General features: G+C 67.3%; 18 protein-coding genes. 10 read left to right on the plus strand and 8 right to left on the minus strand.

What is annotated here, in order from left to right; translation table 11 throughout:
* Position 1: 1 nt before the first annotated feature.
* From NF616_RS19535 to NF616_RS19545, 3 genes are all read right to left on the minus strand, one after another.
* On the minus strand, positions 2–1,609 hold the full coding sequence (locus NF616_RS19535; RefSeq protein WP_252275410.1) for a carboxyl transferase domain-containing protein: 1,608 nt from the start codon (positions 1,607–1,609) through the stop codon (positions 2–4).
* Positions 1,610–1,689: 80 nt separating this feature from the next.
* On the minus strand, positions 1,690–2,853 hold the full coding sequence (locus tag NF616_RS19540; protein ID WP_252275412.1) for an isovaleryl-CoA dehydrogenase: 1,164 nt from the start codon (positions 2,851–2,853) through the stop codon (positions 1,690–1,692).
* Positions 2,854–2,927: 74 nt separating this feature from the next.
* A complete protein-coding gene (locus tag NF616_RS19545; RefSeq protein WP_252275414.1) occupies positions 2,928–3,308 on the minus strand; it encodes a MerR family transcriptional regulator in 381 nt (126 codons plus the stop codon).
* A 97-nt stretch (positions 3,309–3,405) separates the two neighbouring features.
* Between NF616_RS19545 and NF616_RS19550 the strand changes: the two genes are divergently transcribed.
* The 3 genes from NF616_RS19550 to NF616_RS19560 all read left to right on the plus strand — a co-directional run bounded on the left by NF616_RS19550 (position 3,406) and on the right by NF616_RS19560 (position 6,586).
* A complete protein-coding gene (locus tag NF616_RS19550) occupies positions 3,406–4,173 on the plus strand; it encodes a 3-hydroxyacyl-CoA dehydrogenase (RefSeq protein ID WP_252275416.1) in 768 nt (255 codons plus the stop codon).
* A 10-nt stretch (positions 4,174–4,183) separates the two neighbouring features.
* A complete protein-coding gene (locus NF616_RS19555) occupies positions 4,184–5,368 on the plus strand; it encodes an acetyl-CoA C-acyltransferase (RefSeq protein ID WP_252275418.1) in 1,185 nt (394 codons plus the stop codon).
* 90 nt (positions 5,369–5,458) lie between these two features.
* Positions 5,459–6,586 (plus strand): acyl-CoA dehydrogenase family protein, encoded by a 1,128-nt coding sequence (locus tag NF616_RS19560; RefSeq protein ID WP_252275420.1) that lies wholly within the window; start codon positions 5,459–5,461, stop codon positions 6,584–6,586.
* Between the two features lie 83 nt (positions 6,587–6,669).
* Here NF616_RS19560 and NF616_RS19565 read toward each other — a convergent pair whose 3' ends face one another.
* Positions 6,670–7,599, minus strand: coding sequence for a LysR family transcriptional regulator (locus NF616_RS19565; RefSeq protein WP_252275422.1), 930 nt, complete (start codon positions 7,597–7,599; stop codon positions 6,670–6,672).
* 132 nt (positions 7,600–7,731) lie between these two features.
* Here NF616_RS19565 and NF616_RS19570 point away from each other — a divergent pair, with 132 nt between their 5' ends.
* Positions 7,732–8,961 carry an acyl-CoA dehydrogenase gene (locus NF616_RS19570; protein ID WP_252275424.1) on the plus strand — a complete coding sequence of 410 codons (1,230 nt, stop codon included), beginning with the start codon at positions 7,732–7,734 and terminating at the stop codon, positions 8,959–8,961.
* Positions 8,962–9,363: 402 nt separating this feature from the next.
* On the opposite strand, the gene NF616_RS19575 is transcribed toward NF616_RS19570, so the two are convergent.
* The 4 genes from NF616_RS19575 to xthA all read right to left on the minus strand — a co-directional run bounded on the left by NF616_RS19575 (position 9,364) and on the right by xthA (position 13,019).
* Complete coding sequence (locus tag NF616_RS19575) at positions 9,364–9,549, minus strand: hypothetical protein (RefSeq protein WP_252275425.1); 186 nt, start codon at positions 9,547–9,549, stop codon at positions 9,364–9,366.
* On the minus strand, positions 9,549–10,535 hold the full coding sequence (locus NF616_RS19580) for a TerC family protein (protein WP_252275427.1): 987 nt from the start codon (positions 10,533–10,535) through the stop codon (positions 9,549–9,551). Before NF616_RS19580 ends, NF616_RS19575 begins: the two co-directional genes overlap by 1 nt.
* A 194-nt stretch (positions 10,536–10,729) precedes the next feature.
* A complete protein-coding gene (locus tag NF616_RS19585; RefSeq protein ID WP_252275429.1) occupies positions 10,730–12,094 on the minus strand; it encodes a substrate-binding domain-containing protein in 1,365 nt (454 codons plus the stop codon).
* A 112-nt stretch (positions 12,095–12,206) separates the two neighbouring features.
* Positions 12,207–13,019: an exodeoxyribonuclease III gene (gene xthA, locus NF616_RS19590; RefSeq protein ID WP_252275431.1), complete on the minus strand. Its 813-nt coding sequence runs from the start codon at positions 13,017–13,019 to the stop codon at positions 12,207–12,209.
* 148 nt (positions 13,020–13,167) lie between these two features.
* Between xthA and NF616_RS19595 the strand changes: the two genes are divergently transcribed.
* From NF616_RS19595 to NF616_RS19620, 6 genes are all read left to right on the plus strand, one after another.
* The gene (locus tag NF616_RS19595; protein ID WP_252275432.1) at positions 13,168–13,809 is read left to right on the plus strand and encodes a GNAT family N-acetyltransferase; all 642 of its coding nucleotides are present in this window, start codon (positions 13,168–13,170) and stop codon (positions 13,807–13,809) included.
* 97 nt (positions 13,810–13,906) lie between these two features.
* Positions 13,907–14,407 carry a thiol peroxidase gene (gene tpx / locus NF616_RS19600; protein ID WP_252275434.1) on the plus strand — a complete coding sequence of 167 codons (501 nt, stop codon included), beginning with the start codon at positions 13,907–13,909 and terminating at the stop codon, positions 14,405–14,407.
* A gap of 180 nt (positions 14,408–14,587) precedes the next feature.
* Positions 14,588–15,787, plus strand: a complete 1,200-nt coding sequence (locus NF616_RS19605; RefSeq protein WP_252275436.1) for an MdtA/MuxA family multidrug efflux RND transporter periplasmic adaptor subunit — start codon at positions 14,588–14,590, stop codon at positions 15,785–15,787.
* On the plus strand, positions 15,784–18,882 hold the full coding sequence (locus NF616_RS19610; protein WP_252275438.1) for an MdtB/MuxB family multidrug efflux RND transporter permease subunit: 3,099 nt from the start codon (positions 15,784–15,786) through the stop codon (positions 18,880–18,882). The genes NF616_RS19605 and NF616_RS19610 overlap by 4 nt, the downstream gene beginning before the upstream one ends.
* The gene (locus tag NF616_RS19615) at positions 18,879–21,986 is read left to right on the plus strand and encodes an efflux RND transporter permease subunit (protein ID WP_252275440.1); all 3,108 of its coding nucleotides are present in this window, start codon (positions 18,879–18,881) and stop codon (positions 21,984–21,986) included. Before NF616_RS19610 ends, NF616_RS19615 begins: the two co-directional genes overlap by 4 nt.
* Positions 21,983–23,431, plus strand: a complete 1,449-nt coding sequence (locus NF616_RS19620) for an efflux transporter outer membrane subunit (protein WP_252275442.1) — start codon at positions 21,983–21,985, stop codon at positions 23,429–23,431. Before NF616_RS19615 ends, NF616_RS19620 begins: the two co-directional genes overlap by 4 nt.
* Positions 23,432–23,445: the final 14 nt, after the last annotated feature.

The following is a 23,445-nucleotide window of genomic DNA, read 5'->3' on the forward strand; positions in this document are numbered from 1 at the left end:
CTTACATCCGGAACACGCCGAACTGGGTCGGCTCGATAGGCGCATTGAGGCTGGCGGACAGCGCCAGGCCGAGCACGTCGCGGGTCTGCGCCGGGTCGATCACGCCGTCGTCCCACAGGCGGGCGCTGGAGTAGTAGGCGTGGGCCTGCTGTTCGTACTGGGCGACGATGGGCTGCTTGATGCGCGCTTCTTCCTCGTCGCTGAACGGCTGGCCGGCACGGGCTGCCTGCTCGCGCTTGACCTGCACCAGCACGCCGGCGGCCTGCTCGGCACCCATCACGCCGATGCGCGCGTTGGGCCACATCCACAGGAAGCGCGGGTCGTAGGCGCGGCCGCACATGCCGTAGTTACCGGCGCCAAAGCTGCCGCCGATGATCACGGTGAATTTCGGTACCTTGGCACAGGCCACGGCGGTGACCAGCTTGGCGCCGTGCTTGGCGATGCCGCCTTCCTCGTACTTCTTGCCGACCATAAAGCCGGTGATGTTCTGCAGGAACAGCAGCGGGATGCCGCGCTGGCAGGCCAATTCGATGAAGTGCGCGCCTTTCTGCGCCGCTTCGGCGAAGAGGATGCCGTTGTTCGCCAGGATCGCCACTGGGTAGCCGTGGACATGGGCGAAGCCGCACACCAGGGTGGTGCCGAACAGCGCCTTGAATTCATCGAACTCGCTGCCGTCGACCACGCGGGAAATCACCTCGCGCACATCGAACGGCTGCTTGGCGTCGGCCGGGATCACCCCGTAGAGCTCATCCGCTGAGTGCAGCGGGGCGAGCGGGGCGCGGGTCTGCAGCTGGCCGAGCTTGCGCCAGTTGAGGTTGGCGATGCAGCGGCGGGCGATGGCCAGGGCATGCTCGTCGTCATCGGCGTAATGGTCAGCCACGCCGCTGGTCTTGCAGTGCACGTCGGCGCCGCCCAGCTCCTCAGCGGTCACCACTTCGCCGGTGGCGGCCTTCACCAGGGGCGGGCCGGCCAGGAAGATGGTGGCCTGGTTGCGCACCATGATGGTCTCGTCGCTCATCGCCGGCACATAGGCGCCGCCGGCGGTGCAGGAGCCCATCACCACGGCGATCTGCGGGATGCCCTGGGCGCTCATGTTGGCCTGGTTGAAGAAGATCCGACCGAAGTGCTCGCGGTCCGGGAACACTTCTTCCTGGCGCGGCAGGTTGGCGCCGCCCGAGTCAACCAGGTAGATGCACGGCAGGCGGTTCTGCTGGGCGATGGTCTGCGCGCGCAGGTGTTTCTTGACGGTCAGCGGATAGTAGCTGCCGCCTTTCACCGTGGCGTCGTTGGCGATGATCATGCATTCGACGCCTTCCACGCGGCCGATACCGGCGACCACGCCGGCGGCCGGCACGTCCTCGCCGTACACCTCGTGGGCGGCCAGCTGACCGACTTCGAGGAAGGGCGAGCCGATGTCGAGCAGGCGGTTGATGCGCTCGCGTGGCAGCAGCTTGCCGCGCGAGGTGTGGCGTTCCTGGGCCTTGGCGCCGCCACCTTCGTGGACGCGGGCGAGCAGGGCGCGCAGGTCGTTCACCTGGGTGAGCATGGCCGCCTGGTTGGCGGCGAACTCCGGCGAGCGGGTGTTGATCTGGGTATGCAGGATGGCCATATGTTGCTTCCTGTAGGGTGCGCCGTGCGCACCATGCGATGTTACTGGTGCGCACGGCGCACCCTACGGTTGCCCGCGTGTTACTTGGTCTCGTTGTACAGCTCGCGGCCGATCAGCATGCGGCGGATCTCGCTGGTGCCGGCGCCGATCTCGTACAGCTTGGCGTCACGCAGCAGGCGGCCGGCCGGGTACTCGTTGGTGTAGCCGTTGCCGCCGAGCAGCTGGATGGTGTCGAGGGCCATCTTGGTGGCCATCTCTGCGGTGTAGAGGATCACCGCGGCGGCGTCCTTGCGCGATTCCTCGCCGCGGTCGCAGGCCTTGGCCACGGTGTACAGGTAGGACTTGGAGGCGTTCATGCCGGCGTACATGTCGGCCAGCTTGCCCTGCACTAGCTGGAACTCGCCGATCGACTGCTTGAACTGCTGACGCTCGTGCACGTAGGGCAGTACCACGTCCATACAGGCGCTCATGATCCCGGTGGGGCCGCCGGAGAGCACGGTGCGCTCGTAGTCCAGGCCGCTCATCAGCACGGCTACGCCACGGCCTTCGCCGCCGAGGATGTTTTCCTCCGGTACTTCCACGTCCTCGAACACCAGCTCGCAAGTGTTGGAGCCGCGCATGCCCAGCTTGTCCAGCTTCTGGTGGCGGGAGAAGCCCTTGTAGTCGCGCTCGACGATGAACGCAGTCATGCCGCGCGAGCCGGCGTTGATGTCGGTCTTGGCGTAGATCACGTAGGTGTGGGCGTCGGGGCCGTTGGTGATCCACATCTTGTTGCCGTTGAGCACGTAGCGGTCGCCGCGCTTCTCGGCACGCAGCTTCATCGACACCACGTCGGAGCCGGCGTTGGGCTCGCTCATGGCCAGGGCGCCGATGTGTTCGCCGGAGCACAGCTTGGGCAGGTACTTGGCCTTCTGCTCGTGGGTGCCGTTTTTGCGGATCTGGTTCAGGCACAGGTTGGAGTGCGCGCCGTAGGACAGGCCGACCGAGGCGCTGGCGCGGCTGATCTCTTCCATCGCCACCACGTGGGCCAGGTAACCCATGTGGGTGCCGCCGTATTCCTCTTCCACGGTCATGCCGAGCAGGCCCATGTCGCCGAACTTGCGCCACATGTCCATGGGGAACTCGTTGTCGCGGTCGATCTGCGCCGCACGCGGGGCCAGCTCGGCCTGGGCAAACTGGTGCACCGAGTCGCGCAGCATGTCGATGGTCTCGCCGAGACCGAAGTTGAGGGTCGGGAAGTTCATGGGGGCACCTGCTGTAGTTGTCGTAGGGTGCGCCGTGCGCACCGGATCGGTTGGGGTAGTGCGCACGGCGCACCCTACATGGCAGTCTCTGCCAGCGCCGCCAGGCAGCGCTCTTCGGCTGTATCTAGTTCCAGCTGCATCTGTTCGATGTCCAGCAGCTGCTGCTCCAGCTGGGCGCGGCGGGCAGCGATCTTGGCCATGAAGGTCTCCAGCTGCTTGCGGTTGCCGCTGCTGGGGTCGTAGAGGTCGATCAGCTCCTTGCACTCGGCCAGCGAGAAGCCGATGCGCTTGCCGCGCAGGATCAGCTTGAGGGTCACCAGGTCCTTCGGCCGGTAGATGCGCTCCTGGCCGCGGCGCTCCGGCACCAGCATGCCTTGCTCCTCGTAGAAGCGGATGGCGCGGGTGGTGACGTCCAGCTCGCGGGCCAGATCGGAGATGGAATAGGTGATGGACATGGCCGGCTCTCGTTTACCTTTACGTTAACGTAAACCTGTGCAAATCTGCCTGTCAATGTCGGCAGGGTCCGACGCCTCATCGATTCGAGGACTGTTCATGCGTATCGAAGACTCCGTATTCCTGATCACCGGCGGCGGCTCCGGCCTCGGCCTGGCCACCGCGCGTGAGCTGGTAGGCCTGGGCGCCAGGGTGTTGTTGCTGGACATCAACGCCGAGGCCGGCGCCAAGGCGGCTGCCGAGCTGGGCGAGCGCGCGCGCTTCCTGCGCGCCGATATCATCAGCGAGGACGATGGCCGCGCCGCCGTGGAAGATGCCTTGCAGGCCTTCGGCGCCGTGCACGGGCTGGTCAACTGCGCGGGCGTGGCGCCGGCCGAGAAGGTCATCGGGCGCAATGGTGCTCACGGCCTGGACAGCTTCCGCCGCACCATCGAGATCAACCTGATCGGCAGCTTCAACATGCTGCGCCTGGCCGCCGAGGCCATGGCTAGGAATGAGCCGAACGAAGGCGGTGAGCGCGGCGTAGTCATCAACACCGCCTCGGTGGCAGCCTTCGACGGGCAGATGGGCCAAGCTGCCTATTCGGCTTCCAAGGGCGGCGTGGCCGCCATGACCCTGCCGGCGGCGCGCGACCTGGCGCGCTCGGGCATCCGCGTGATGTGCATCGCGCCCGGCATCTTCGAGACGCCGATGATGGCCGGCATGCCCCAGGAGGTGCAGGACTCCCTGGCCGCCAACGTGCCGTTCCCGCCGCGCCTGGGGCGCCCGGCCGAGTACGCCGCGCTGGTCCGCCACATCGTCGAGAACGCCATGCTCAACGGCGAGACCATCCGCCTGGATGGTGCGCTGCGCATGGCGGCCAAATGAGGACATGAGCATGCACAACGATCCGGTGGTGATAGTGGGCGCCGCACGCACGCCCATGGGCGGCTTTCTCGGCGACTTCAAGGACATGACGGCGGCCGAGCTGGGCGCCGCGGCGATTCGTGCCACGCTCGAGCGCGCCGGCGTTGCTGGCGACGCGGTGGACGAGGCGATCATGGGCTGCGTGCTGCAGGCCGGCCAGGGCCAGGCCCCGGCGCGCCAGGCGGTGCTCGGCGCCGGGCTGCCGCAGTCGGTGGTCTGCTCGACGGTGAACAAGATGTGCGGCTCGGGCATGAAGGCCGCCATGTTCGGCCATGACCTGCTGCTGGCCGGCGGCGCCCGGGTGGTGCTGGCCGGCGGCATGGAGAGCATGTCGGGCGCGCCCTATCTACTGGAGCGCGCCCGCGGCGGCTACCGCATGGGGCATGGCAAGGTGCTCGACCACATGTTTCTCGACGGCCTTGAAGACGCCTACGACAAGGGCCGGCTGATGGGCACCTTCGCCGAGGACTGCGCGCAGAGCTACGGCTTCAGCCGCGAAGAGCAGGACGCCTTCGCCATCGCCTCGCTGACCCGCGCCCAGCGCGCCATCGCCGAGGGCCGCTTCGCCGAGGAAATCGTGCAGGTAGAAGCCAGGGCCGGCCGCGAGCGGGTGATGGTGAGCCAGGACGAGCAGCCGCCCAAGGCGCGCCTGGACAAGATCGCCACTCTCAAGCCGGCCTTCCGCGAGGGCGGCACGGTGACCGCGGCCAATGCCAGCTCGATCTCCGACGGCGCCGCCGCACTGCTGCTGATGCGCCGCTCCGAGGCCGAGCGCCGTGGTCTGACGCCGCTGGCGCGGATCGTCGGGCATGCTTCGGCGGCCCAGGCGCCGAATCTGTTCACTACCGCGCCGGTCGGTGCAATCCAGCGCCTGCTGGCCAATACCGGCTGGTCGCTGGACGAGGTCGACCTGTTCGAGATCAACGAGGCGTTCGCCGTGGTGCCCATGGTGGCGATGCGCGACCTCGGCATTCCCCACGACAAACTCAACGTGCACGGCGGCGCCTGTGCCCTGGGCCACCCGATTGGCGCCTCCGGTGCGCGCATCCTGGTGACTCTGCTGTCCGCGCTGCGCCAATACGGCCTCAAACGCGGCCTGGCGGCCGTGTGCATCGGCGGTGGCGAGGCCACCGCAATGGCCATCGAATTGTATTGAGGCCACCGCCGCCGCCAGAGCGTAGGGTGCGCCGCGCGCACCGAAATCAGTCAATCAGAGGTGCGCATGCCGCACCCTACGGAGCCAGCCATGCTGCCCAACGAAGAAGAACTGCTGATCCGTGACACCGCCCGCCAGTTCGCCCAGGAACGGCTGAAACCCTTCGCCGCCGAGTGGGACCGCGAGCATCGCTTCCCGGCAGAAGCCTTGAAGGAAATGGCCGACCTCGGCTTCATGGGCATGCTGGTGCCGGAGGAGTGGGGCGGCGCGCAGACCGGCCACCTGGCCTACGCCATGGCCCTGGAGGAAATCGCCGCCGGCGACGGCGCCTGCTCCACCATCATGAGCGTGCACAACTCGGTGGGCTGCATGCCCATCCTCAAGTTCGGCAGCGACGAGCAGAAGCAGCGCTTCCTCCAGCCGCTGGCCAGCGGCGCCATGCTCGGCGCCTTCGCCCTCACCGAGCCGCAGGCCGGCTCGGACGCCAGCGATCTGCGCACCCGCGCCCGGCGCGACGGCGACCACTACGTGCTGAGCGGCGCCAAGCAGTTCATCACCTCCGGCAGCCACGCCGGGATGGTGATCGTGTTCGCCGTGACCGATCCGCAAGCCGGCAAGAAGGGCATCAGCGCCTTCATCGTGCCGACCGACACGCCCGGCTATTCGGTGGTACGGGTCGAGGAAAAGCTCGGCCAGCATGCCTCGGACACCTGCCAGATCCAGCTCGACGAGGTGCGCATCCCGGCGTCATTGCGCCTGGGCGAGGAGGGCGAGGGCTACCGCATCGCCCTGAGCAACCTGGAGGGCGGGCGCATCGGCATCGCCGCACAGTCGGTGGGCATGGCCCGCGCCGCATTCGAGGCGGCGCGCGATTACGCCCGCGAGCGGCAGACCTTCGGCAAGCCGATCATCGAACACCAGGCCGTAGCGTTCCGCCTGGCCGACATGGCCACGCAGATCGCCGTGGCGCGGCAGATGGTGCATCACGCCGCCAGCCTGCGCGAGGCCGGCCAGCCATGCCTGACCGAGGCCTCGATGGCCAAGCTGTTCGCCTCGGAGATGGCGGAAAAGGTCTGCTCGGCGGCCATCCAGACCCTGGGCGGCTACGGCTATCTCAAGGATTTCCCGGTGGAACGCATCTACCGCGATGTGCGCGTGTGCCAGATCTACGAGGGCACCAGCGACGTGCAGCGCATGGTGATCGCCCGCAGCCTCTGATCTGCTCTTGGGCGGGACGACATGGCCGGCCCGGGCGGGACGCGGTTGACGCTATGAAGAAGGGGCCTGTCGGCCCCTTTTTTTCACGCAGGCTCGGAGGCCTTGCGTTCCTGACTGAGGATCTGCTGCGACAGCTCGATCAGCTGCTCGCGCATCCAGCGGTTGGCCGGGTCCTGGTCGGTGCTTTCGTGCCAGTAGAGGTGGGTTTCCAGGGACGGCACGTCGCTCACCGGCAGGTCCACGTGATGCAGGCCGTGGCGGCGGGCGAAGCGCTCCGGCACGGTCACCACCATGTCGGTGGCGTGCAGCACGCTGGAGGCCATCAGGTAGTGCTGCGAGCGTAGGGTCACTTTGCGCTGCAGGCCCATCTTGCCCAGCGACAGGTCGACATAGCCCAGCCCGCTGCGGCGGCTGGAGATCTGGATATGCGCCAGCGACAGGTACTCGTCCAGGCTGATCTTGTCCTTGGCCAGCGGATGGCCGGGGCGCATGGCGCAGACGTAGCGGTCTTCCATCAGCTTGACGTGGCGCACCTGCGGGTCGGTGTTGAGCGGGGCGTCGACGGCGAAGTCCAGACGGCCTGCGGCGAGTTCCTTGGTGGTCTCGCGGCGCTTGGCCTGGAAACTCTCGATTTGCACCGCCGGCGCCAGGCGGCGCAGGCGCTGGAAAAGCGTCGGCAGGAGGATCTGCTCGGACAGGTCGGTCATGCTGATGCGGTAGGTCTTGTTCGCGCGCTGGGCGTCGAAGGTGCGGCTCTCCTGTACCGAAACGCGCAGCAGCTGCAGAGCGTTGCGCACCGGGCCGATGATGTTCTGCGCCATCGGCGTGGGCACCATGCCCTGGGCGGTGCGCACGAACAGCGGGTCGTTGAAGGTCTCGCGCAGGCGGGCCAGGGCATTGGAAACCGCCGGCTGGGTGATGCCGACGATCTGCCCAGCGCGGGTCAGATTGGCCTCGGTGTAGATGGCGTCGAAGACGATGAAGAGGTTGAGGTCTACCTTGTTCAAGTTCATGGTCGTCTCCGCGGCATCAAGCCTTATCGCATATCGCTTATGAATGTTGATAAGGCAGGAAAATAGCTTAGATAAATCGAGGGTGCTGTTCTAGCATCATTCCCCATCGAAGCCAACCATCAAGGTGTCCCCATGGATTTCGCCTACTCCCCCAAGGTTCAGGAACTGCGTGAACGCGTCACCGCCTTCATGGAAGCCCACGTCTACCCGGCCGAGGCCGTATTCGAGGAACAGGTCAACGAAGGCGACCGCTGGCAGCCGACCGCGATCATGGAGGAGCTCAAGGCCAAGGCGAAGGCCGAGGGGCTGTGGAACCTGTTCCTGCCGGAATCCGAGTACGGCGCCGGCCTGACCAACATGGAATACGCGCCGCTGGCCGAAATCATGGGCCGCTCGCTGATCGGCGCCGAGCCGTTCAACTGCTCCGCGCCGGACACCGGCAACATGGAGACCCTGGTGCGCTACGCCAGCGAGGCGCAGAAGAAACAGTGGCTAGAGCCGCTGCTGTCCGGTGAAATCCGCTCCGCCTTCGCCATGACCGAGCCGGGCGTGGCCTCCTCGGACGCCACCAACATGCAGGCCAATGCCGTACGCGACGGCGATGAGTGGGTGATCAACGGCCGCAAGTGGTGGACCTCCGGCGCCTGCGACCCGCGCTGCAAGATCATGATCTTCATGGGCCTGACCAACCCGGACGCGCCGCGCCACCAGCAGCACTCGATGATCCTGGTGCCGAGCGACACCCCCGGCGTGAAGATCGTCCGCCCGCTGCCGGTGTTCGGCTACGACGACGCACCGCACGGCCACGCCGAAGTGGTGTTCGAGAACGTCCGCGTGCCGTACGAGAACGTGCTGCTCGGCGAGGGTCGCGGCTTCGAAATCGCCCAGGGCCGCCTCGGCCCGGGCCGCATCCACCATTGCATGCGCTCCGTCGGCATGGCCGAGCGCGCGCTGGAACTGATGTGCAAGCGCTCCGTCAGCCGCACCGCCTTCGGCAAGCCGCTGGCCCGCCTGGGCGGCAACATCGACCACATCGCCAACTCGCGCATCGAGATCAACCAGGCCCGCCTGCTGACCCTCAACGCCGCGTACATGATGGACACCGTTGGCAACAAGATCGCCGCCAGCGAGATCGCCCAGATCAAGGTGGTGGCGCCGAACGTTGCGCTCAACGTGATCGACCGCGCCATCCAGATCCACGGCGGCGCCGGCGTCTCCAACGACTTCCCGCTGGCCTACTGGTACGCCATGCAGCGCACCCTGCGCCTGGCCGACGGTCCGGACGAAGTGCACCGCGCGGCCATCGGCAAGTTCGAGATCGGCAAGTACGTACCGCGCGAGGCGATGAAAGCCAGCCGCTGATCGCCAGCGCAACGCAAAAGGCCCGCAAATGCGGGCCTTTTCGTTTCCATCCGATTAATCCTGAACCCGACCGTAACGTGAACGGGGAAAGATCGGCGTGGCCTGCCTATGGTGGGCTGCCGCTGCGCGGCGAGACCACCCTACCGCACCGGGAGGCCTCATCCTCGTGGCGATGCGGCCACATGGCGCACTGCCTTCGGCGAGGGCGCCCTACGGGTTCATCCTACGACGGTGCGACGCCACGCCCGTAGGGTGGCCTCGCCGCGCAGCGGCAGCCCAACGGGCCGGCCGCACCGATCTTTCCCGCTTACGGTCATCCTCGTGGCCCGATGCGGCCACATGGCGCGCTGCCTTCGGCGAGGGCGCCCTACGATTTGCCCCTGCGTGGTCACCATGTACGAGCTAGGACTGCTCCTCGCTGCCCTCGTCCCGCAACTGCTGCCGCAGCCAGCCGAAGCGCAGGTGCAGCTGGGCGGCGAAGGTGCGGGCGGCGAGTTCCTCGTGGAAGGCCAATGCCCGTCGCCCCAGGCTCACCACCCACACGGGGCGCTCCGCGCTTTCGCGCCGTTCGATACGCACATCCGGCATCAGCTTTCATTCTCTCGGTCGCGGGTCTTCAGCAGCGACAGCAATACGCCGCCCGCCAGCAGGCCGAAGGTTACCCCGAGCGAGAGCAGGGCGGGAATCTTGCCGATGAAACCATGCAGGAAGATCTTGCCGCCGATGAAGATCAACACCAGCGCCAGCGCGTATTTCAGGTAGACGAAGCGGTGCATCAGCGCCGCCAGGGCGAAGTACAGCGAGCGCAGGCCGAGGATGGCGAAGATGTTCGAGGTGTAGACGATGAACGGGTCCTGGGTGATGGCGAACACCGCCGGCACGCTGTCCACGGCGAACACCAGGTCGGCCAGCTCGATCAGCACCAGAGCGAGGAACAACGGCGTGGCATACAGCAGCGCGCGCTCGGTACCCGGCGGACGGCGGCGGATGAAGAAGTGGCCCTCGTGCAGCTCATCGGTGACTCGCAGGTGCCGGCGCAGGAAGCGCAGCATGGGATTCTGCGACAGGTCGGGATGTTGCTCCTCGCGGCTGAACATCATCTTCACGCCGGTGAACAGCAGAAAGGCGCCGAAAATATAGAGAATCCACTCGAACTCCTGCACCAGCGCCGTGCCCAGGCCGATCATGATCGCGCGCAGCACGATCACCCCGATGATGCCCCAGAACAGCACCCGGTGCTGGTAGCGCCGGGGGATGCCGAAGAAGCCGAAGATCATCGCCATGACGAACACGTTGTCCATCGACAGCGACTGCTCGACCAGAAAGCCGGTGTAGAACTCCAGCGCGCTCTGCGCGCCCAGCTCGTACCAGACCCACAGGCCGAACAGCACGCCGACGCCGAAGTAGCCGCTGTACAGCAGCAGGCTCTCGCGCATTTCGATTTCATGCTGGTCGCGGTGCAGGATGCCTAGGTCGAACACCAGCAGGGCGATGACGATGGCGAGGAAGCTCAGCCACAGCCAGGTGGCGGTGCCGAGCAGGGGAGTGGTGAGGAATTCGAGCAACTGGCCCATCGGCCCCTCCGTCTCTGTCCGTTCAGACAGTGACTCCGACATCGCGGCGATGGCTCGCCGCCAGAGGGGCCCGGCGTCACTGGCGAGCGCATCGCGCGGTCGCTAGGGATAAGGCTAGAGCCAGTCGCCCGGCCCGGCAACTTCGTGCCGCTGCCGGCGCTCCACAGCGGGCGCGGAAGGGCGCCCGCAAGCTATCAGTAGACCCAGACCTCGACGCGGCGATTCTTGATGCGGCCCTCGTCGGCGCTGTTGGCTGCCACCGGCATCTGCTGGCCCATGCCGGTGATGTCGCGGAAGATCACGCCGCCCTTGGACAGGTCGCGGCGCACGGCCATGGCGCGCAGCTTGGACAGCAGGGCGGCGCGCGCCGGGTCGTTCTTCGGGTCGCCGAAGCCGACCAGCACGGCCTTCTGGCGCAGCTTGTCGTGGGTCTTCAGGTATTCCAGCACCCGCGTCAGGTCGCGCTGGGCCTTGTTGTCCAGCTCCGCGCTGCCTTCCTGGAAGCGGAAGTTCACCGACAGGCGCTGGGCCTCGCCGGCCAGCTTGCGGTATTCCTCGGGCATTGCCGCGTTCGGCTCGACCTTGACCGCCTGCACGGTCTGCGGAATGAAGCCGTTCTCGGCGACGATGGCCTGGCCGGCCGCGCTGTGGGCGAACTGCACCAGCGCCTGCACCCACTCGTTGGGCGTGTTCGGCGGGTTGTAGAGGAACAGGCGACGCGACAGCGGATAGTCCTCGGTGGCGATCAGCGTGGTGCTCGGCAGCATCGGCTGCGACTCGCCGTCGGCGACGGCCAGCGGCTTGCTCTTGCGCACGTAGGGCAGGCCGATGAAGCCGATGCCGCCGGCGTCCTGGCTGACGCCGTCGGACAGCTGGTTGCTCGACTCGAAGCGCTTGGCCGCGGGCGCCAGGCTCTTGCCATGGGCGGCCAGCACCAGTTCCTTGAAGGTGTCGTAGGTGCCGGAGTTGTTGTCGCGGGCATACACCGTGATGGCGCCGGGCTTGCCGCCCACGGCGGACCAGTCCTTGATCTCGCCAGCGAACACGGCGGCGAGCTGCTCGGTCGTCAACGCCCGCACCGGGTTATTCGGGTTGACGATGATGGCCAGGCCGTCGATGGCGATCACCTGCTCGGCCTTGGCGCTGCGCATGTCGCCCAGGCTACCCAGGCTGACCACTTCGGAATCCTTGATGGGGCGCGAGGCCGCGGCCAGTTCGGCGCCGCCGCTCTGGAGGCCGGCGAAGCCGGTGCTGGAGCCGTGGGCGGCGATGTCCACGCGCAGGCTGCGGCCCAGCTTGTCCTCGGCCAGCACGCGCTGCTCGTTTTCCGCGCCCGCTTCGGTACGCACGTTGCTGAAGCCCTGGCTCTCGAACAGGCCGCTCACCAGCGCCGGCGCCAGCTTGTCGCCGATGGTGTTGGAACCCTGGATGCGCAGCAGCGTCGTGGCTTCGGCGGCGAACACCGACCAGGGCAGGGCATAGCAGATGAAACCCAGGAACAACCACACGTAGGCATGGTTGAAGATGTGCCGATTGCTGACTGGCTGGGCTTGCGACATGGAGCGGACACCTTGTGCTAGAGGGGTTAAGGCGTCGCGGAGATTAAGTCGAAAAGATTGCGGAGATGTTACAGGCCGGCCGCGCCCCGTGATCCAGGCGCGGCTGGGCGGATCAGTTCAGCTCGAGCCAGATGGGCGCGTGGTCGGAGGGCTTCTCCATGCCGCGCAGCTCGTAGTCGATGCCGCCGTTCCTGAAGCGCGCCTGCAGGGCGGCGGTGGCGAGGATCACGTCGATGCGCAGGCCGCGCTTGGGTTCGTCCTCGAAGCCGCGGCTGCGGTAGTCGAACCAACTGAAGCGGTCGTTCACCGCCGGGTTGAGGTGACGGAAGCTGTCCACCAGGCCCCAGCTTTTGAGGGTCGCCAGCCATTCGCGTTCTTCCGGCAGGAAGCTGCATTTGCCGGTCTTCAGCCAGCGCAGGCGGTTGGCCTCGCCAATGCCGATGTCGATGTCTTCCGGCGAGATGTTGATGTCGCCCATCACCACCAGCGACTGGGCGGGGTCGAAGCGCTCCACCAGCAGCTGCTGCAGGTCGGAATAGAAGCGCTGCTTGCCGGGGAACTTGGTCGGGTGCTCGCGGCTTTCGCCCTGGGGGAAGTAGCCGTTCATCACGGTCACCGGGTTGCCATGGGCATCGGCGAAGGTGCCATAGATGAAGCGGCGCTGGGATTCCTCGCCATCGTTGGGAAAGCCCTTGTGCACCTCGAGCGGCGCCTGGCGCGAGAGCAACGCGACGCCGTAGTGGCCCTTCTGCCCGTGGTAATGGACGTGGTAGCCGAGCTGGCGGATCTCGTCCTCGGGGAACTGGTCATCGGCCACCTTGGTTTCCTGCAGGCCGATCACGTCCGGCTGGTGCTTCTCGATCAGCGCCTGCAGCTGATGGGGACGGGCACGCAGGCCATTGATATTGAAGGAAACGATCTTCATGAGGGTCACCGGCGGGAAAAATGCCGATGCTAGCCCAGCTCCCGGAGCACGGCCAGCGTCTGGCGAGGGCAGGGTGGCGGTGCTACCTTGGCCCTCGACCCGTTAGCGCCATAACAACAATAAAACCCGAACAACAGAGGTCAGCCCGATGCCCCACCGTACCGCCGAAGTCCGCATGCTCGACCATGGCTACGCCCGCGAGGCCCGCTCGCTGCTGTACCACGCCTACCGCCACGACCCGACCTTCTCCTACCTCTTCGAACGCGAGCGCCCCGGCTTCGACCAGCGTGTGCGCGCCACCGTGCGCGAACTGGTGCAGCAGCACTTCGCCGAGGAACTACCGGCCATCGGCCTGCTGATCGACGACCGCCTGGTCGGCATCGCCCTGATCGCCCCGCCGATCCGCCGCCTGGACATCACCGAGAGCTGGGGCTGGCGCCTGCGCATGTTGATGACCACGGGCTTTCGCTGCACCAAGCGTTACCTGGAATACCACGACGCGGTGCTGGCCTGCCTGCCGCCGGGTCCGTACCACGTACTGCCGCTGCTCGGCGTGCATCCGCAGTTTCAGGGCCAGCGCCTGGGTGAACAGCTGCTCGGCGCGCTGCACGACTGGTGCGCCGAGGACTCCGGCTCCCAGGGCGTGGTGCTGGACACCGGCAACCCGCATTATCTGGAGTTCTACAAACGCCAGGGCTACGAGGAAATCGGCGAGGTGGCGGTCGGGCCCATTCGCGAGCACGTCTTCTTCCACCCCAATCCCCAGCCCGCGCAGCAGGCCAGCGCCTGACGTCCGCGCGCCACAGAGCGGGGCGGAATGCCTGTACACTGCGTTCCCCGCTCGCGCTCGCCGGCGGCAACACCCCCATCGATATAAGGATTTGCACATGGCTCAAGTCACCCTCAAGGGCAACCCGATCCAGGTCGAAGGCCAGCTGCCGCAAGCCGGCCAGCAGGCCCCGGCATTCAGCCTGGTGGGCAAGGATCTCTCCGATGTGACCCTCGCCAGCCTGGCCGGCAAGCGCAAGGTGCTGAACATCTTCCCGAGCGTGGACACCCCGACCTGCGCCACGTCGGTACGCAAGTTCAACGCCGAGGCCAGCCAGCTGGCCAACACCGTGGTGCTGTGCATCTCCGCCGACCTGCCGTTCGCCCAGGCGCGCTTCTGCGGCGCCGAGGGTCTGGACAGCGTGGTCAACCTGTCCAGCATGCGCGGTGCCAGCTTCCTCAAGGACTACGGCGTGGCCATCGCCAACGGCCCGCTGGCCGGCGTCGCCGCGCGCGCCGTGGTGGTGCTGGACGAGCAGGACCGCGTGCTGCACAGCGAACTGGTCGGCGAGATCGCCGATGAGCCGAACTACGCCGCCGCGCTCGCCGCGCTGAAGTGATCGAAAGCGGCCACGGCGTCTCGCCGTGGTCACCGACGGCCTGCAACCTGCAGGCCGTTGTCATTTCTAAATTTCCAACTTCTTGTTACGTCAAAGAAGGGTAAAAAGGCGGTAAAGACCCTTTGCCTGGTTGCTGGGAGTACTTATCGTTCACCCTCCGAAGGATAGTGACCCCGCACCATGCCCGATTCCCGCAGTACTCCCCGATTCTCCCGTCGCTGGCTGATCGTCCTGGCCGTCCTGATCGTGCTGTTGGCCTGGTGGCTGATGCGCGGCGAGCCCGAAAAGAAGGCCCCCGAGTTCGGCCCCTGGCAGGGCCCGGTACCGGTGCGCCTGACCGAGGTGGAGCGGGGCGACTTCCCCATCGAGCTCAAGGCCCTGGGCACCGTCACCGCGCTGAACACGGTGAATGTGCGCTCGCGCGTGGACGGCGAGCTGGTCAAGGTGCTGTTCGAGGAAGGCCAGCGGGTCAAGGCCGGCGAGCTGCTGGCGCAGATCGACCCGCGCCCCTATCAGGTGGCGCTGCAGCAGGCCGAGGGCGTGCTGGCGCAGAACATGGCGCAGCTGAAGAATGCCGAGATCGATCTGGACCGCTACCAGGGCCTGTACGCCGAGGACAGCATCGCCAAGCAGACCCTGGACACCCAGCAGGCGCTGGTCGGCCAGTACCGCGGCACGGTGAAAAGCAACCAGGCGGCGGTCGCCGAGGCGCGGCTGAACCTGGGCTTCACCGAGATCCGCGCACCCATCGCCGGGCGCCTCGGCCTGCGCCAGGTGGACCTCGGCAATCTGGTGAGCAGCGCCGACACCACGCCGCTGGTGGTGATCACCCAGGTCGAGCCCATCGCCGTCAGCTTCACCCTGCCGGAAAAGGACCTGCCGCCGGTGCTGTCGCGGGTCCGCGACGAGCAGCGCCTGATGGTGCAGGCCTGGGACCGCGGCGAGCAGCAACTGCTGGCCGAGGGCGAGCTGCACAGCCTGGACAACCAGATCGACGTCGCCACCGGCACCGTCAAGCTCAAGGCGCGCTTCGCCAACACCGGCGAGCGGCTGTTCCCCAATCAGTTCGTCAACGTGCGCCTGCGCGTGGAAACCCGCGAGCAGGCCATTCTCGTGCCGTCCGCCGCGGTACAGTTCGGCGCCCGCGGCACCTTCGTCTTCGTCGTGGGCGACGATGGCAAGGTTAAGCTGCGCGACATCAAGGTCGCCGCCAGCGATGGCGCCATCAGCCTGATCGAGTCGGGTGTCGAGGTCGGCGAACGCCTGGTGCTCGAGGGCACCGACAAGCTCAAGGACGGCAGCGAGGTCCAGGTGATCGACACCCCGCCGGGCGAGCTGGCCCGGCCCGACGCCAAGGCCGAGCAGAAGCAGGACGCATGAACACCTCGCGCCTGTTCATCCTGCGGCCGGTCGCCACCACGCTGCTGATGGTGGCAATCTTCCTCACCGGTCTGATCGCCTACCGCCTGCTGCCGGTCTCCGCATTGCCGGAGGTCGACTATCCGACCATCCGCGTGCTCACCCTGTACCCGGGCGCCAGCCCGCAGGTGATGACCAGCGCCGTGACCGCGCCGCTGGAGCGCCAGTTCGGCCAGATGCCGGGGCTGAAGCAGATGTCCTCGACCAGCTCCGGCGGCGCCTCGGTGATCACCCTGCGTTTCTCGCTGGAGGTTAACCTGGACGTGGCCGAGCAGGAGGTGCAGGCGTCCATCAATGCCGCCACCAACCTGCTGCCGGATGATCTGCCGGCGCCGCCGGTGTACAGCAAGGTCAACCCGGCCGACACCCCGGTGCTGACCCTGGCGATCCGCTCCAGCACCCTGCCGCTGACCCAGGTGCACGACCTGATCGACACGCGCATGGCGCAGAAGATCGCGCAGATCAGCGGCGTAGGCCTGGTCAGCCTGGCCGGCGGCCAGCGCCCGGCCGTGCGCATCAAGGTCGACCCGCAGGCCCTGGCCAGCCACGGTTTGAACCTGGCCGACGTGCGCGAGCTGATCGCCGCGCAGAACGTCAACCAGCCCAAGGGCAACTTCGACGGCCCGACCCGCGTGTCGCAGCTGGATGCCAACGACCAGCTGAAGTCCGCCGAGGAATACCAGGACCTGATCCTCAAGTACGAGAACGGCGCGGCCCTGCGCCTGCGCGATGTCGCCACCACCGAGGACGGCGCCGAGAACGAACGCCTGGCCGCCTGGGCCAACCGCAACGAGACGGTGCTGCTGACCATTCAGCGCCAGCCCGGCGCCAACGTCATCGAGGTGGTCGACCGCATCCAGAGCCTGCTGCCGCAGATCACCGCGTCGCTGCCGTCCACCCTTGAGGTGCAGGTGCTCACCGACCGTACCCAGACCATTCGCGCGGCGGTCAAGGACGTGCAGTTCGAGCTGGTCCTGGCCATCGGCCTGGTGGTGCTGGTGACCTTCCTGTTCCTGCGCAAGTTCTCCGCCACCGTGATCCCGTCCATCGCCGTGCCGCTGTCGCTGATCGGCACCTTCGGCGTGATGTACCTGGCCGGCTTCTCGATCAACAACCTGACGCTGATGGCCCTGACCATCGCCACCGGCTTCGTGGTGGACGACGCCATCGTCATGCTGGAGAACATCGCCCGCCACCTGGAGGAGGGCGAGACGCCGTTCAACGCCGCGCTCAAGGGCGCCAAGCAGATCGGTTTCACCCTGATCTCGCTGACCTTCTCGCTGATCGCGGTGCTGATTCCCTTGTTATTTATGGCCGACGTGGTCGGGCGGCTGTTCCGCGAGTTCGCCATCACCCTGGCGGTGGCCATCCTGATTTCCCTGGTGGTGTCGCTGACCCTCACGCCTATGATGTGCGCGCGCCTGCTCAAAGCCGAGAAGGAAGAGGAACAGGGGCGCTTCTACAAGAGCGCCGGCGCGGTCATCGACCGCCTGATCGAGCGCTACGCCGTGGGCCTGAACTGGACCCTGCGCCACCAGGGCCTGACCCTGCTGGTGGCCGTCGGCACCCTGGCGCTCACCGTGGTGTTGTACCTGGTCGTGCCCAAGGGCTTCTTCCCGGTGCAGGACACGGGCGTGATCCAGGGCATTTCCGAGGCGCCGCAGTCGATCTCGTTCCAGGCCATGAGCGAGCGCCAGCAGCGCCTCACCGACGTCATCCTGCGCGACCCGGACGTGGCCAGCCTGTCGTCCTACATCGGCGTGGACGGCGACAACCCGACGCTGAACAGCGGCCGCCTGCTGATCAACCTCAAACCCCACGCCGAGCGCGACGTCACCGCCAGCGAGGTGATCGAGCGCCTGCGCCCCGAGCTGGCCGAGGTGCCGGGCATCGCCCTGTACCTGCAGCCGGTACAGGACCTGACCATCGAGGACCGGGTCAGCCGTACCCAGTTCCAGTTCAGCCTGGAGTCGCCGGACAGCGACCTGCTGGACGAATGGACGCCGAAGCTGGTGAGCGCTTTGAGCGAACGCCCGGAGCTGCGCGACATCGCCAGCGACCTGCAGAACCGCGGCCTGCAGGTGTTCCTCGAGATCGACCGGGACGCCGCGGCGCGCCTGGGCGTCAGCGTCGGCGACATCGACGATGCGCTGTACGACGCCTTCGGCCAGCGGCAGATCTCCACCATCTTCACCCAGACCAGCCAGTACCGCGTGGTGCTGGAGAGCCTCGGCGCCGGCACCCTGGGGCCGCAGGCGCTGGGGCGCATCCATGTGGCCACGACAGACGGCGCGCAGGTGCCGCTGGACTCGCTGGCGCGGGTGGTGGAGCGGCCTGCCAGCCTGCTGGTCAACCATATCGGCCAGTTCCCGGCGGTCACGGTGTCCTTCAACCTGGCGCCGGGCGTGTCGCTGGGCGAGGCGGTGGCGGTGATCGAAGGCGTGGAGCGGCAGATCGGCATGCCGCCGGGTATCCAGACCCAGTTCCAGGGCGCGGCCGAGGCCTTCCGCGCGTCGCTGTCGTCGACCCTGCTGCTGATCCTGGCGGCCATCGTCACCATGTACATCGTTCTGGGCGTGCTCTACGAGAGCTACATCCACCCGATCACCATCCTCTCGACGCTGCCCTCGGCCGGGGTCGGCGCGCTGCTGGCGCTGCTGCTGACCGGCAACGACCTGGGCCTGATCGCCATCATCGGCATCATCCTGCTGATCGGCATCGTCAAGAAGAACGCGATCATGATGATCGACTTCGCCCTGGAGGCCGAACGCAACCAGGGCATGGCGCCCACCGAGGCCATCTACCAGGCCGCGCTGCTGCGCTTCCGGCCGATCCTGATGACCACCCTGGCCGCGCTGTTCGGCGCCATTCCGCTGATGCTGGCCTCGGGCTCCGGCGCCGAGCTTCGCCAGCCGCTGGGCCTGGTGATGGTCGGCGGCCTGCTGCTCAGCCAGGTGCTGACGCTGTTCACCACGCCGGTGATCTACCTGGCCTTCGATCGCATGTCGCGTCGGCTGCTCGGCCGTAGCGCCTCGGGAGTGGCGCTGGCGCCATGAACCTCTCGGCCCCCTTCATCCGTCGGCCGGTGGCGACCCTGCTGCTGAGCCTGGCGATCATCCTCGCCGGCCTGGTGAGCTTCCGCCTGCTGTCGGTGGCGCCGCTGCCGAACATGGATTTCCCGGCCATCGTCGTCTCCGCCAACCTGCCGGGCGCCAGCCCGCAGACCATGGCCTCCAGCGTCGCCACGCCGCTGGAGCGGGCGCTGGGCAGCATCGCCGGCATCAGCGAGATGACCAGCCGCAGCGCCCAGGGCAACACGCGCATCATCATCCTGTTCGACATCGGCCGGAACGTGGACGCCGCGGCCCGCGAGGTGCAGGCGGCGATCAACGCCTCGCGCAACCTGCTGCCCAGCGGCATGCGCACCATGCCGACCTACGAGAAGTTCAACCCCTCGCAGGCGCCGATCATGGTGCTGTCGCTGACCTCGCCGCAGCTGGACAAGAGCCAGCTGTACGACCTGGCGTCCACGGTCATCGCGCAGAAGCTGTCGCAGGTACCGGGCGTCGGCAAGATCGAGATCGGCGGCAGCTCGCTGCCGGCCGTGCGCGTGCAGCTCGAGCCGCGCCTGCTCGACCAGTACGGCGTGGCCCTGGACGAGGTGCGCAACGCCATCGACGAGGCCAACCGCGACCGGCCCAAGGGCCACGTCGCCGACGCCGACCGCCAGTGGCAGATCCAGGCCAACGACCAGCTGCACGAGGCCGCCGAGTACCGCGACCTGATCATCCGCTACCAGAACAACGCCCCGGTGCGCCTGAGCGACGTGGCCACGGTCGTCGATTCGGTGGAGAACCGCTACAACTCCGGTTTCTACAATGACGAGAAGGCCGTGCTGCTGGTGGTCAACCGCCAGCCGGGGGCCAATATCATCGAGACCATCGAGCAGATCCGCGCCGAGCTGCCGGCGCTGGAGGCGGTGATGCCGGCCAGCGCCACGCTGGAGGTGGCGATGGACCGCTCGCCGGTGATCCGCGCCAGCCTGCACGAGGCGGAGCGCACCCTGCTGATCGCCGTGGCGCTGGTGATCATGGTGGTGTTCATGTTCCTCGGCCGCTGGCGCGCCTCGCTGATTCCGGCGCTGGCGGTGCCGGTGTCGCTGGTCGGCACCTTCGTGGTGATGTACCTGCTGGACTTCTCGCTGAACAACCTGTCGCTGATGGCGCTGATCATCTCCACCGGCCTGGTGGTGGACGACGCCATCGTCGTGCTGGAGAACATCTCGCGGCACATCGAGGCCGGCGAGAAGCCCATGGCGGCGGCCTACAAGGGCGCCCAGGAAGTAGGCTTCACGCTGCTGTCGATGAACCTCTCGCTGGTGGCGGTGTTCCTCTCCATCCTGTTCATGGGCGGCATCGTCGGCAGCCTGTTCGGCGAGTTCTCGGTGACTTTGGCGGCGGCGATCCTGATCTCCATGGCCGTGTCGCTGACCCTCACGCCGATGCTCTGCGCCCGCTGGCTCAAGGCCGAGGAGGAGGAGCGCGAGCCTGGGCGCCTGCAGCGCTTCGGCGCGCGGGTTCAGGAACGTGTGCTGGGCTTCTACGGCCGCAGCCTGGACTGGGCCCTGGCCCATTCGAAGCTGACCCTGTTCACCCTGCTGCTGACCATCGTCGGCAACGTCTACCTGTTCGTCGTGGTGCCCAAGACGCTGATGCCCGAGCAGGACACCGGCCAGCTGATCGGCTTCGTCCGCGGCGACGACGGCCTATCGTTCCAGGTCATGCAGCCGAAGATGGAGGCATTCCGCCGCGGCCTGCTGGAAGACCCGGCGATCCACAGCGTGGCCGGCTTCATCGGCGGCGAGAGCGGCATCAACAACGCCTTCCTGGTGGTGCGGCTGAAGCCCATCGCCGAGCGCGACGCCTCTTCTCGGCAAGTGATGGATCGCCTGCGCCAGAACCTGCCCAAGGTACCCGGCGCGCGGCTGATGCTGATGGCCGACCAGGACCTGCAGTTCGGCGGCCGCCAGGGGCGCAGCTCGGAAAACGAGTACGTGTTGATGGCCAGCGAGCTCGGGCTGCTCAAGGAGTGGCTGCCCAAGGTGCGCGACCGCCTCGCCGCGCTGCCCGAGCTGACCGACATCGACGCCAACGAGGGCGAGGGCGCCCAGCAGATCAACCTGGTGGTCGACCGCACCACCGCCCAGCGCCTGGGCGTGGACATGGCGATGATCACCAGCGTGCTGAACAACGCCTTCAGCCAGCGGCAGATCTCCACCATCTACGAGGCCCTGAACCAGTACAGCGTTGTGATGGAGGTCGACCCCAGGTTTGCCCAGTACCCGGAGGCACTGGACCAGATCCAGGTGATCGGCGCCGATGGCCAGCGCGTGCCGCTGTCCGGCTTCGCCCGTTGGGAACGCAGCCTCGAGGAAGACCGGGTCAACCACCAGGGCCAGTTCGCCGCCGAGAGCATCGGCTACACCCTGGCACCGGACGTTACCCAGGACCAGGCCAACGCGGCGATCCGCCAGGCCGTGGCCGAAGTCAACCTCCCCACCGAGGTGCAGGGCATGCTCGGAGGCACCGGCGGCCAGTTCGAGAAGGAGGCCCAGGGGCAGCCGGTGATGATCCTGATCGCCCTGCTGGTGGTGTACATCGTGCTGGGCATTCTCTACGAGAGCTACATCCACCCGCTGACCATCCTCTCCACACTGCCCTCGGCCGGTGTCGGCGCGCTGCTGGCGATCCTGCTGACCGGCAGCGAGTTCAGCCTGGTCTCGCTGCTCGGGCTGTTCCTGCTGATCGGCGTGGTGAAGAAAAACGCCATCCTGATGATCGACCTGGCCCTGGAGCTGGAGCGCGACCAGAAGCTGTCGCCGCAGGAGTCGATCCGCCGCGCCTGCCTGCTGCGCTTCCGCCCGATCATGATGACCACCCTGGCCGCCATGCTCGGCGCGCTGCCGCTGCTGCTGGGCCAGGCGGAGGGCGCGGAAATGCGTCAGCCGCTGGGCCTGGCCATCGTCGGCGGCCTGGTGCTCAGCCAGTTGCTCACCCTTTACACCACCCCGGTGGTCTATCTGTATCTCGACCGCCTGCGCCATCGGGTCAACCGCTGGCGCGGCGTGCGCAGCGACGCCGCTCTGGAAACCCCGCTATGAAGCCCGCATTGCCCCGTATCTCGCTCCTGTTCGTCGCCGTGCTGATGGCCGGCTGCGCCGTCGGCCCCGACTACCTGCGCCCGCAGAGCGCGCCCTCGGCCGAGTTCAAGCAGGCCGCCGGCTGGAAGGCCGCCGTTCCGGCCGATACCGCGTTGCGCGGCGACTGGTGGAAGCTCTACGGCGACACCGAGCTGGACGCGCTGATCGAGCGCCTCAACGCCAACAACCAGAACCTGGCCAGCGCCGAGGCCCAGTACCGCCAGGCCAGGGCCCTGGTACGCGGGGCGCGGGCGGCGTTCTTTCCGACTCTCGGCTTCAACACCGGCGTAACACGCGCGGGGCAGGGCGGTGGCGACAGCACCATCAGCACCAGCGATGGGGTGAGCGTCAGCGGCGCCAACGCCTCGAACGTGTCGAAGAGCTACGAGGCCAGCCTGGGCGTGAGCTGGGAGCTGGACCTGTGGGGCAAGCTGCGCCGCCAGCTGGAGTCGGAAAACGCCGGCCTCGACGCCAGCGCGGCCGACCTGGCCGCCGTGCGCCTCAGCCAGCAGTCGGAACTGGTGCAGAACTACCTGCAATTGCGGGTGATGGACCAGCAGAAGCGTCTGCTCGACGAGACGGTAGCTGCCTACAAACAGGCCTATCGCATCGCCGAGAACCAGTACCGTGCCGGCATCGTGCCCAAGTCCGACGTCACCCAGGCACTGACCCAGCTCAAGGGCACCGAGGCCGAGGCGGTGGACCTGGAATACCAGCGTGCCCAGCTCGAGCATGCCATCGCCGTGCTGGTCGGCGTGGCGCCGTCCGAGTTCGAGCTGGCGGTGCGCGACGCGGTGCCGGCGCTGCCCAGCGTGCCGGTCAGCCTGCCGTCGACCCTGCTCGAAAGGCGCCCGGACGTGGCCGCCGCCGAGCGCCGGGTGATCTCCGCCAACGCCGAGATCGGCGTGGCCAAGGCCGCCTACTACCCGGAGCTGAGCCTGTCGGCCACCGGCGGCTACCGCAGCGGCGGCCTGGACAACTGGATCAGCTCGCCCAACCGCTTCTGGTCGATCGGCCCGTCCTTCGCCATGACCCTGTTCGACGGCGGCCTGATCCGCTCTCAGGTCGAGCAGGTCGAGGCCAGCTACGACCAGACCGTCGCCGACTACCGGCAGACGGTGCTGACCAGCTTCCGCGAAGTGGAGGACTACTTGGTGCAGCTGTCCGTGCTGGAGCGCGAGGCGGTGGTGCAGCAGGAGGCGCTGGACGCCGCCCGCGAATCGCTGCGGCTGATGCTCAACCAGTACCGCGCCGGCACCGTGGAATTCACCGACGTGGTCAGCGTGCAGACCACTGCGCTGTCCAACGAGCGCACCCGCCTGACGCTGCAGGGCAGCCGCCTGACCGCCAGCGTGCAGCTGATCGCCGCCCTCGGCGGTGGCTGGCAGGGGCTGCCCGAGGAGTAGGGTGCGTCGCGCGC

Source organism: Pseudomonas subflava, from assembly GCF_023823685.1.
In the GTDB taxonomy this organism is placed as follows: domain Bacteria; phylum Pseudomonadota; class Gammaproteobacteria; order Pseudomonadales; family Pseudomonadaceae; genus Aquipseudomonas; species Aquipseudomonas subflava.

Bases quoted from the DNA above. Each gene is read 5' to 3' on its own strand.
- NF616_RS19535 (WP_252275410.1), bottom strand. From the start codon at position 1,609: ATGGCCATCCTGCATACCCAGATCAACACCCGCTCGCCGGAGTTCGCC.
- NF616_RS19540 (WP_252275412.1), bottom strand. From the start codon at position 2,853: ATGAACTTCCCGACCCTCAACTTCGGTCTCGGCGAGACCATCGACATG.
- NF616_RS19545 (WP_252275414.1), bottom strand. From the start codon at position 3,308: ATGTCCATCACCTATTCCATCTCCGATCTGGCCCGCGAGCTGGACGTC.
- NF616_RS19550 (WP_252275416.1), top strand. From the start codon at position 3,406: ATGCGTATCGAAGACTCCGTATTCCTGATCACCGGCGGCGGCTCCGGC.
- NF616_RS19555 (WP_252275418.1), top strand. From the start codon at position 4,184: ATGCACAACGATCCGGTGGTGATAGTGGGCGCCGCACGCACGCCCATG.
- NF616_RS19560 (WP_252275420.1), top strand. From the start codon at position 5,459: ATGCTGCCCAACGAAGAAGAACTGCTGATCCGTGACACCGCCCGCCAG.
- NF616_RS19565 (WP_252275422.1), bottom strand. From the start codon at position 7,599: ATGAACTTGAACAAGGTAGACCTCAACCTCTTCATCGTCTTCGACGCC.
- NF616_RS19570 (WP_252275424.1), top strand. From the start codon at position 7,732: ATGGATTTCGCCTACTCCCCCAAGGTTCAGGAACTGCGTGAACGCGTC.
- NF616_RS19575 (WP_252275425.1), bottom strand. From the start codon at position 9,549: ATGCCGGATGTGCGTATCGAACGGCGCGAAAGCGCGGAGCGCCCCGTG.
- NF616_RS19580 (WP_252275427.1), bottom strand. From the start codon at position 10,535: ATGGGCCAGTTGCTCGAATTCCTCACCACTCCCCTGCTCGGCACCGCC.
- NF616_RS19585 (WP_252275429.1), bottom strand. From the start codon at position 12,094: ATGTCGCAAGCCCAGCCAGTCAGCAATCGGCACATCTTCAACCATGCC.
- xthA (WP_252275431.1), bottom strand. From the start codon at position 13,019: ATGAAGATCGTTTCCTTCAATATCAATGGCCTGCGTGCCCGTCCCCAT.
- NF616_RS19595 (WP_252275432.1), top strand. From the start codon at position 13,168: ATGCCCCACCGTACCGCCGAAGTCCGCATGCTCGACCATGGCTACGCC.
- tpx (WP_252275434.1), top strand. From the start codon at position 13,907: ATGGCTCAAGTCACCCTCAAGGGCAACCCGATCCAGGTCGAAGGCCAG.
- NF616_RS19605 (WP_252275436.1), top strand. From the start codon at position 14,588: ATGCCCGATTCCCGCAGTACTCCCCGATTCTCCCGTCGCTGGCTGATC.
- NF616_RS19610 (WP_252275438.1), top strand. From the start codon at position 15,784: ATGAACACCTCGCGCCTGTTCATCCTGCGGCCGGTCGCCACCACGCTG.
- NF616_RS19615 (WP_252275440.1), top strand. From the start codon at position 18,879: ATGAACCTCTCGGCCCCCTTCATCCGTCGGCCGGTGGCGACCCTGCTG.
- NF616_RS19620 (WP_252275442.1), top strand. From the start codon at position 21,983: ATGAAGCCCGCATTGCCCCGTATCTCGCTCCTGTTCGTCGCCGTGCTG.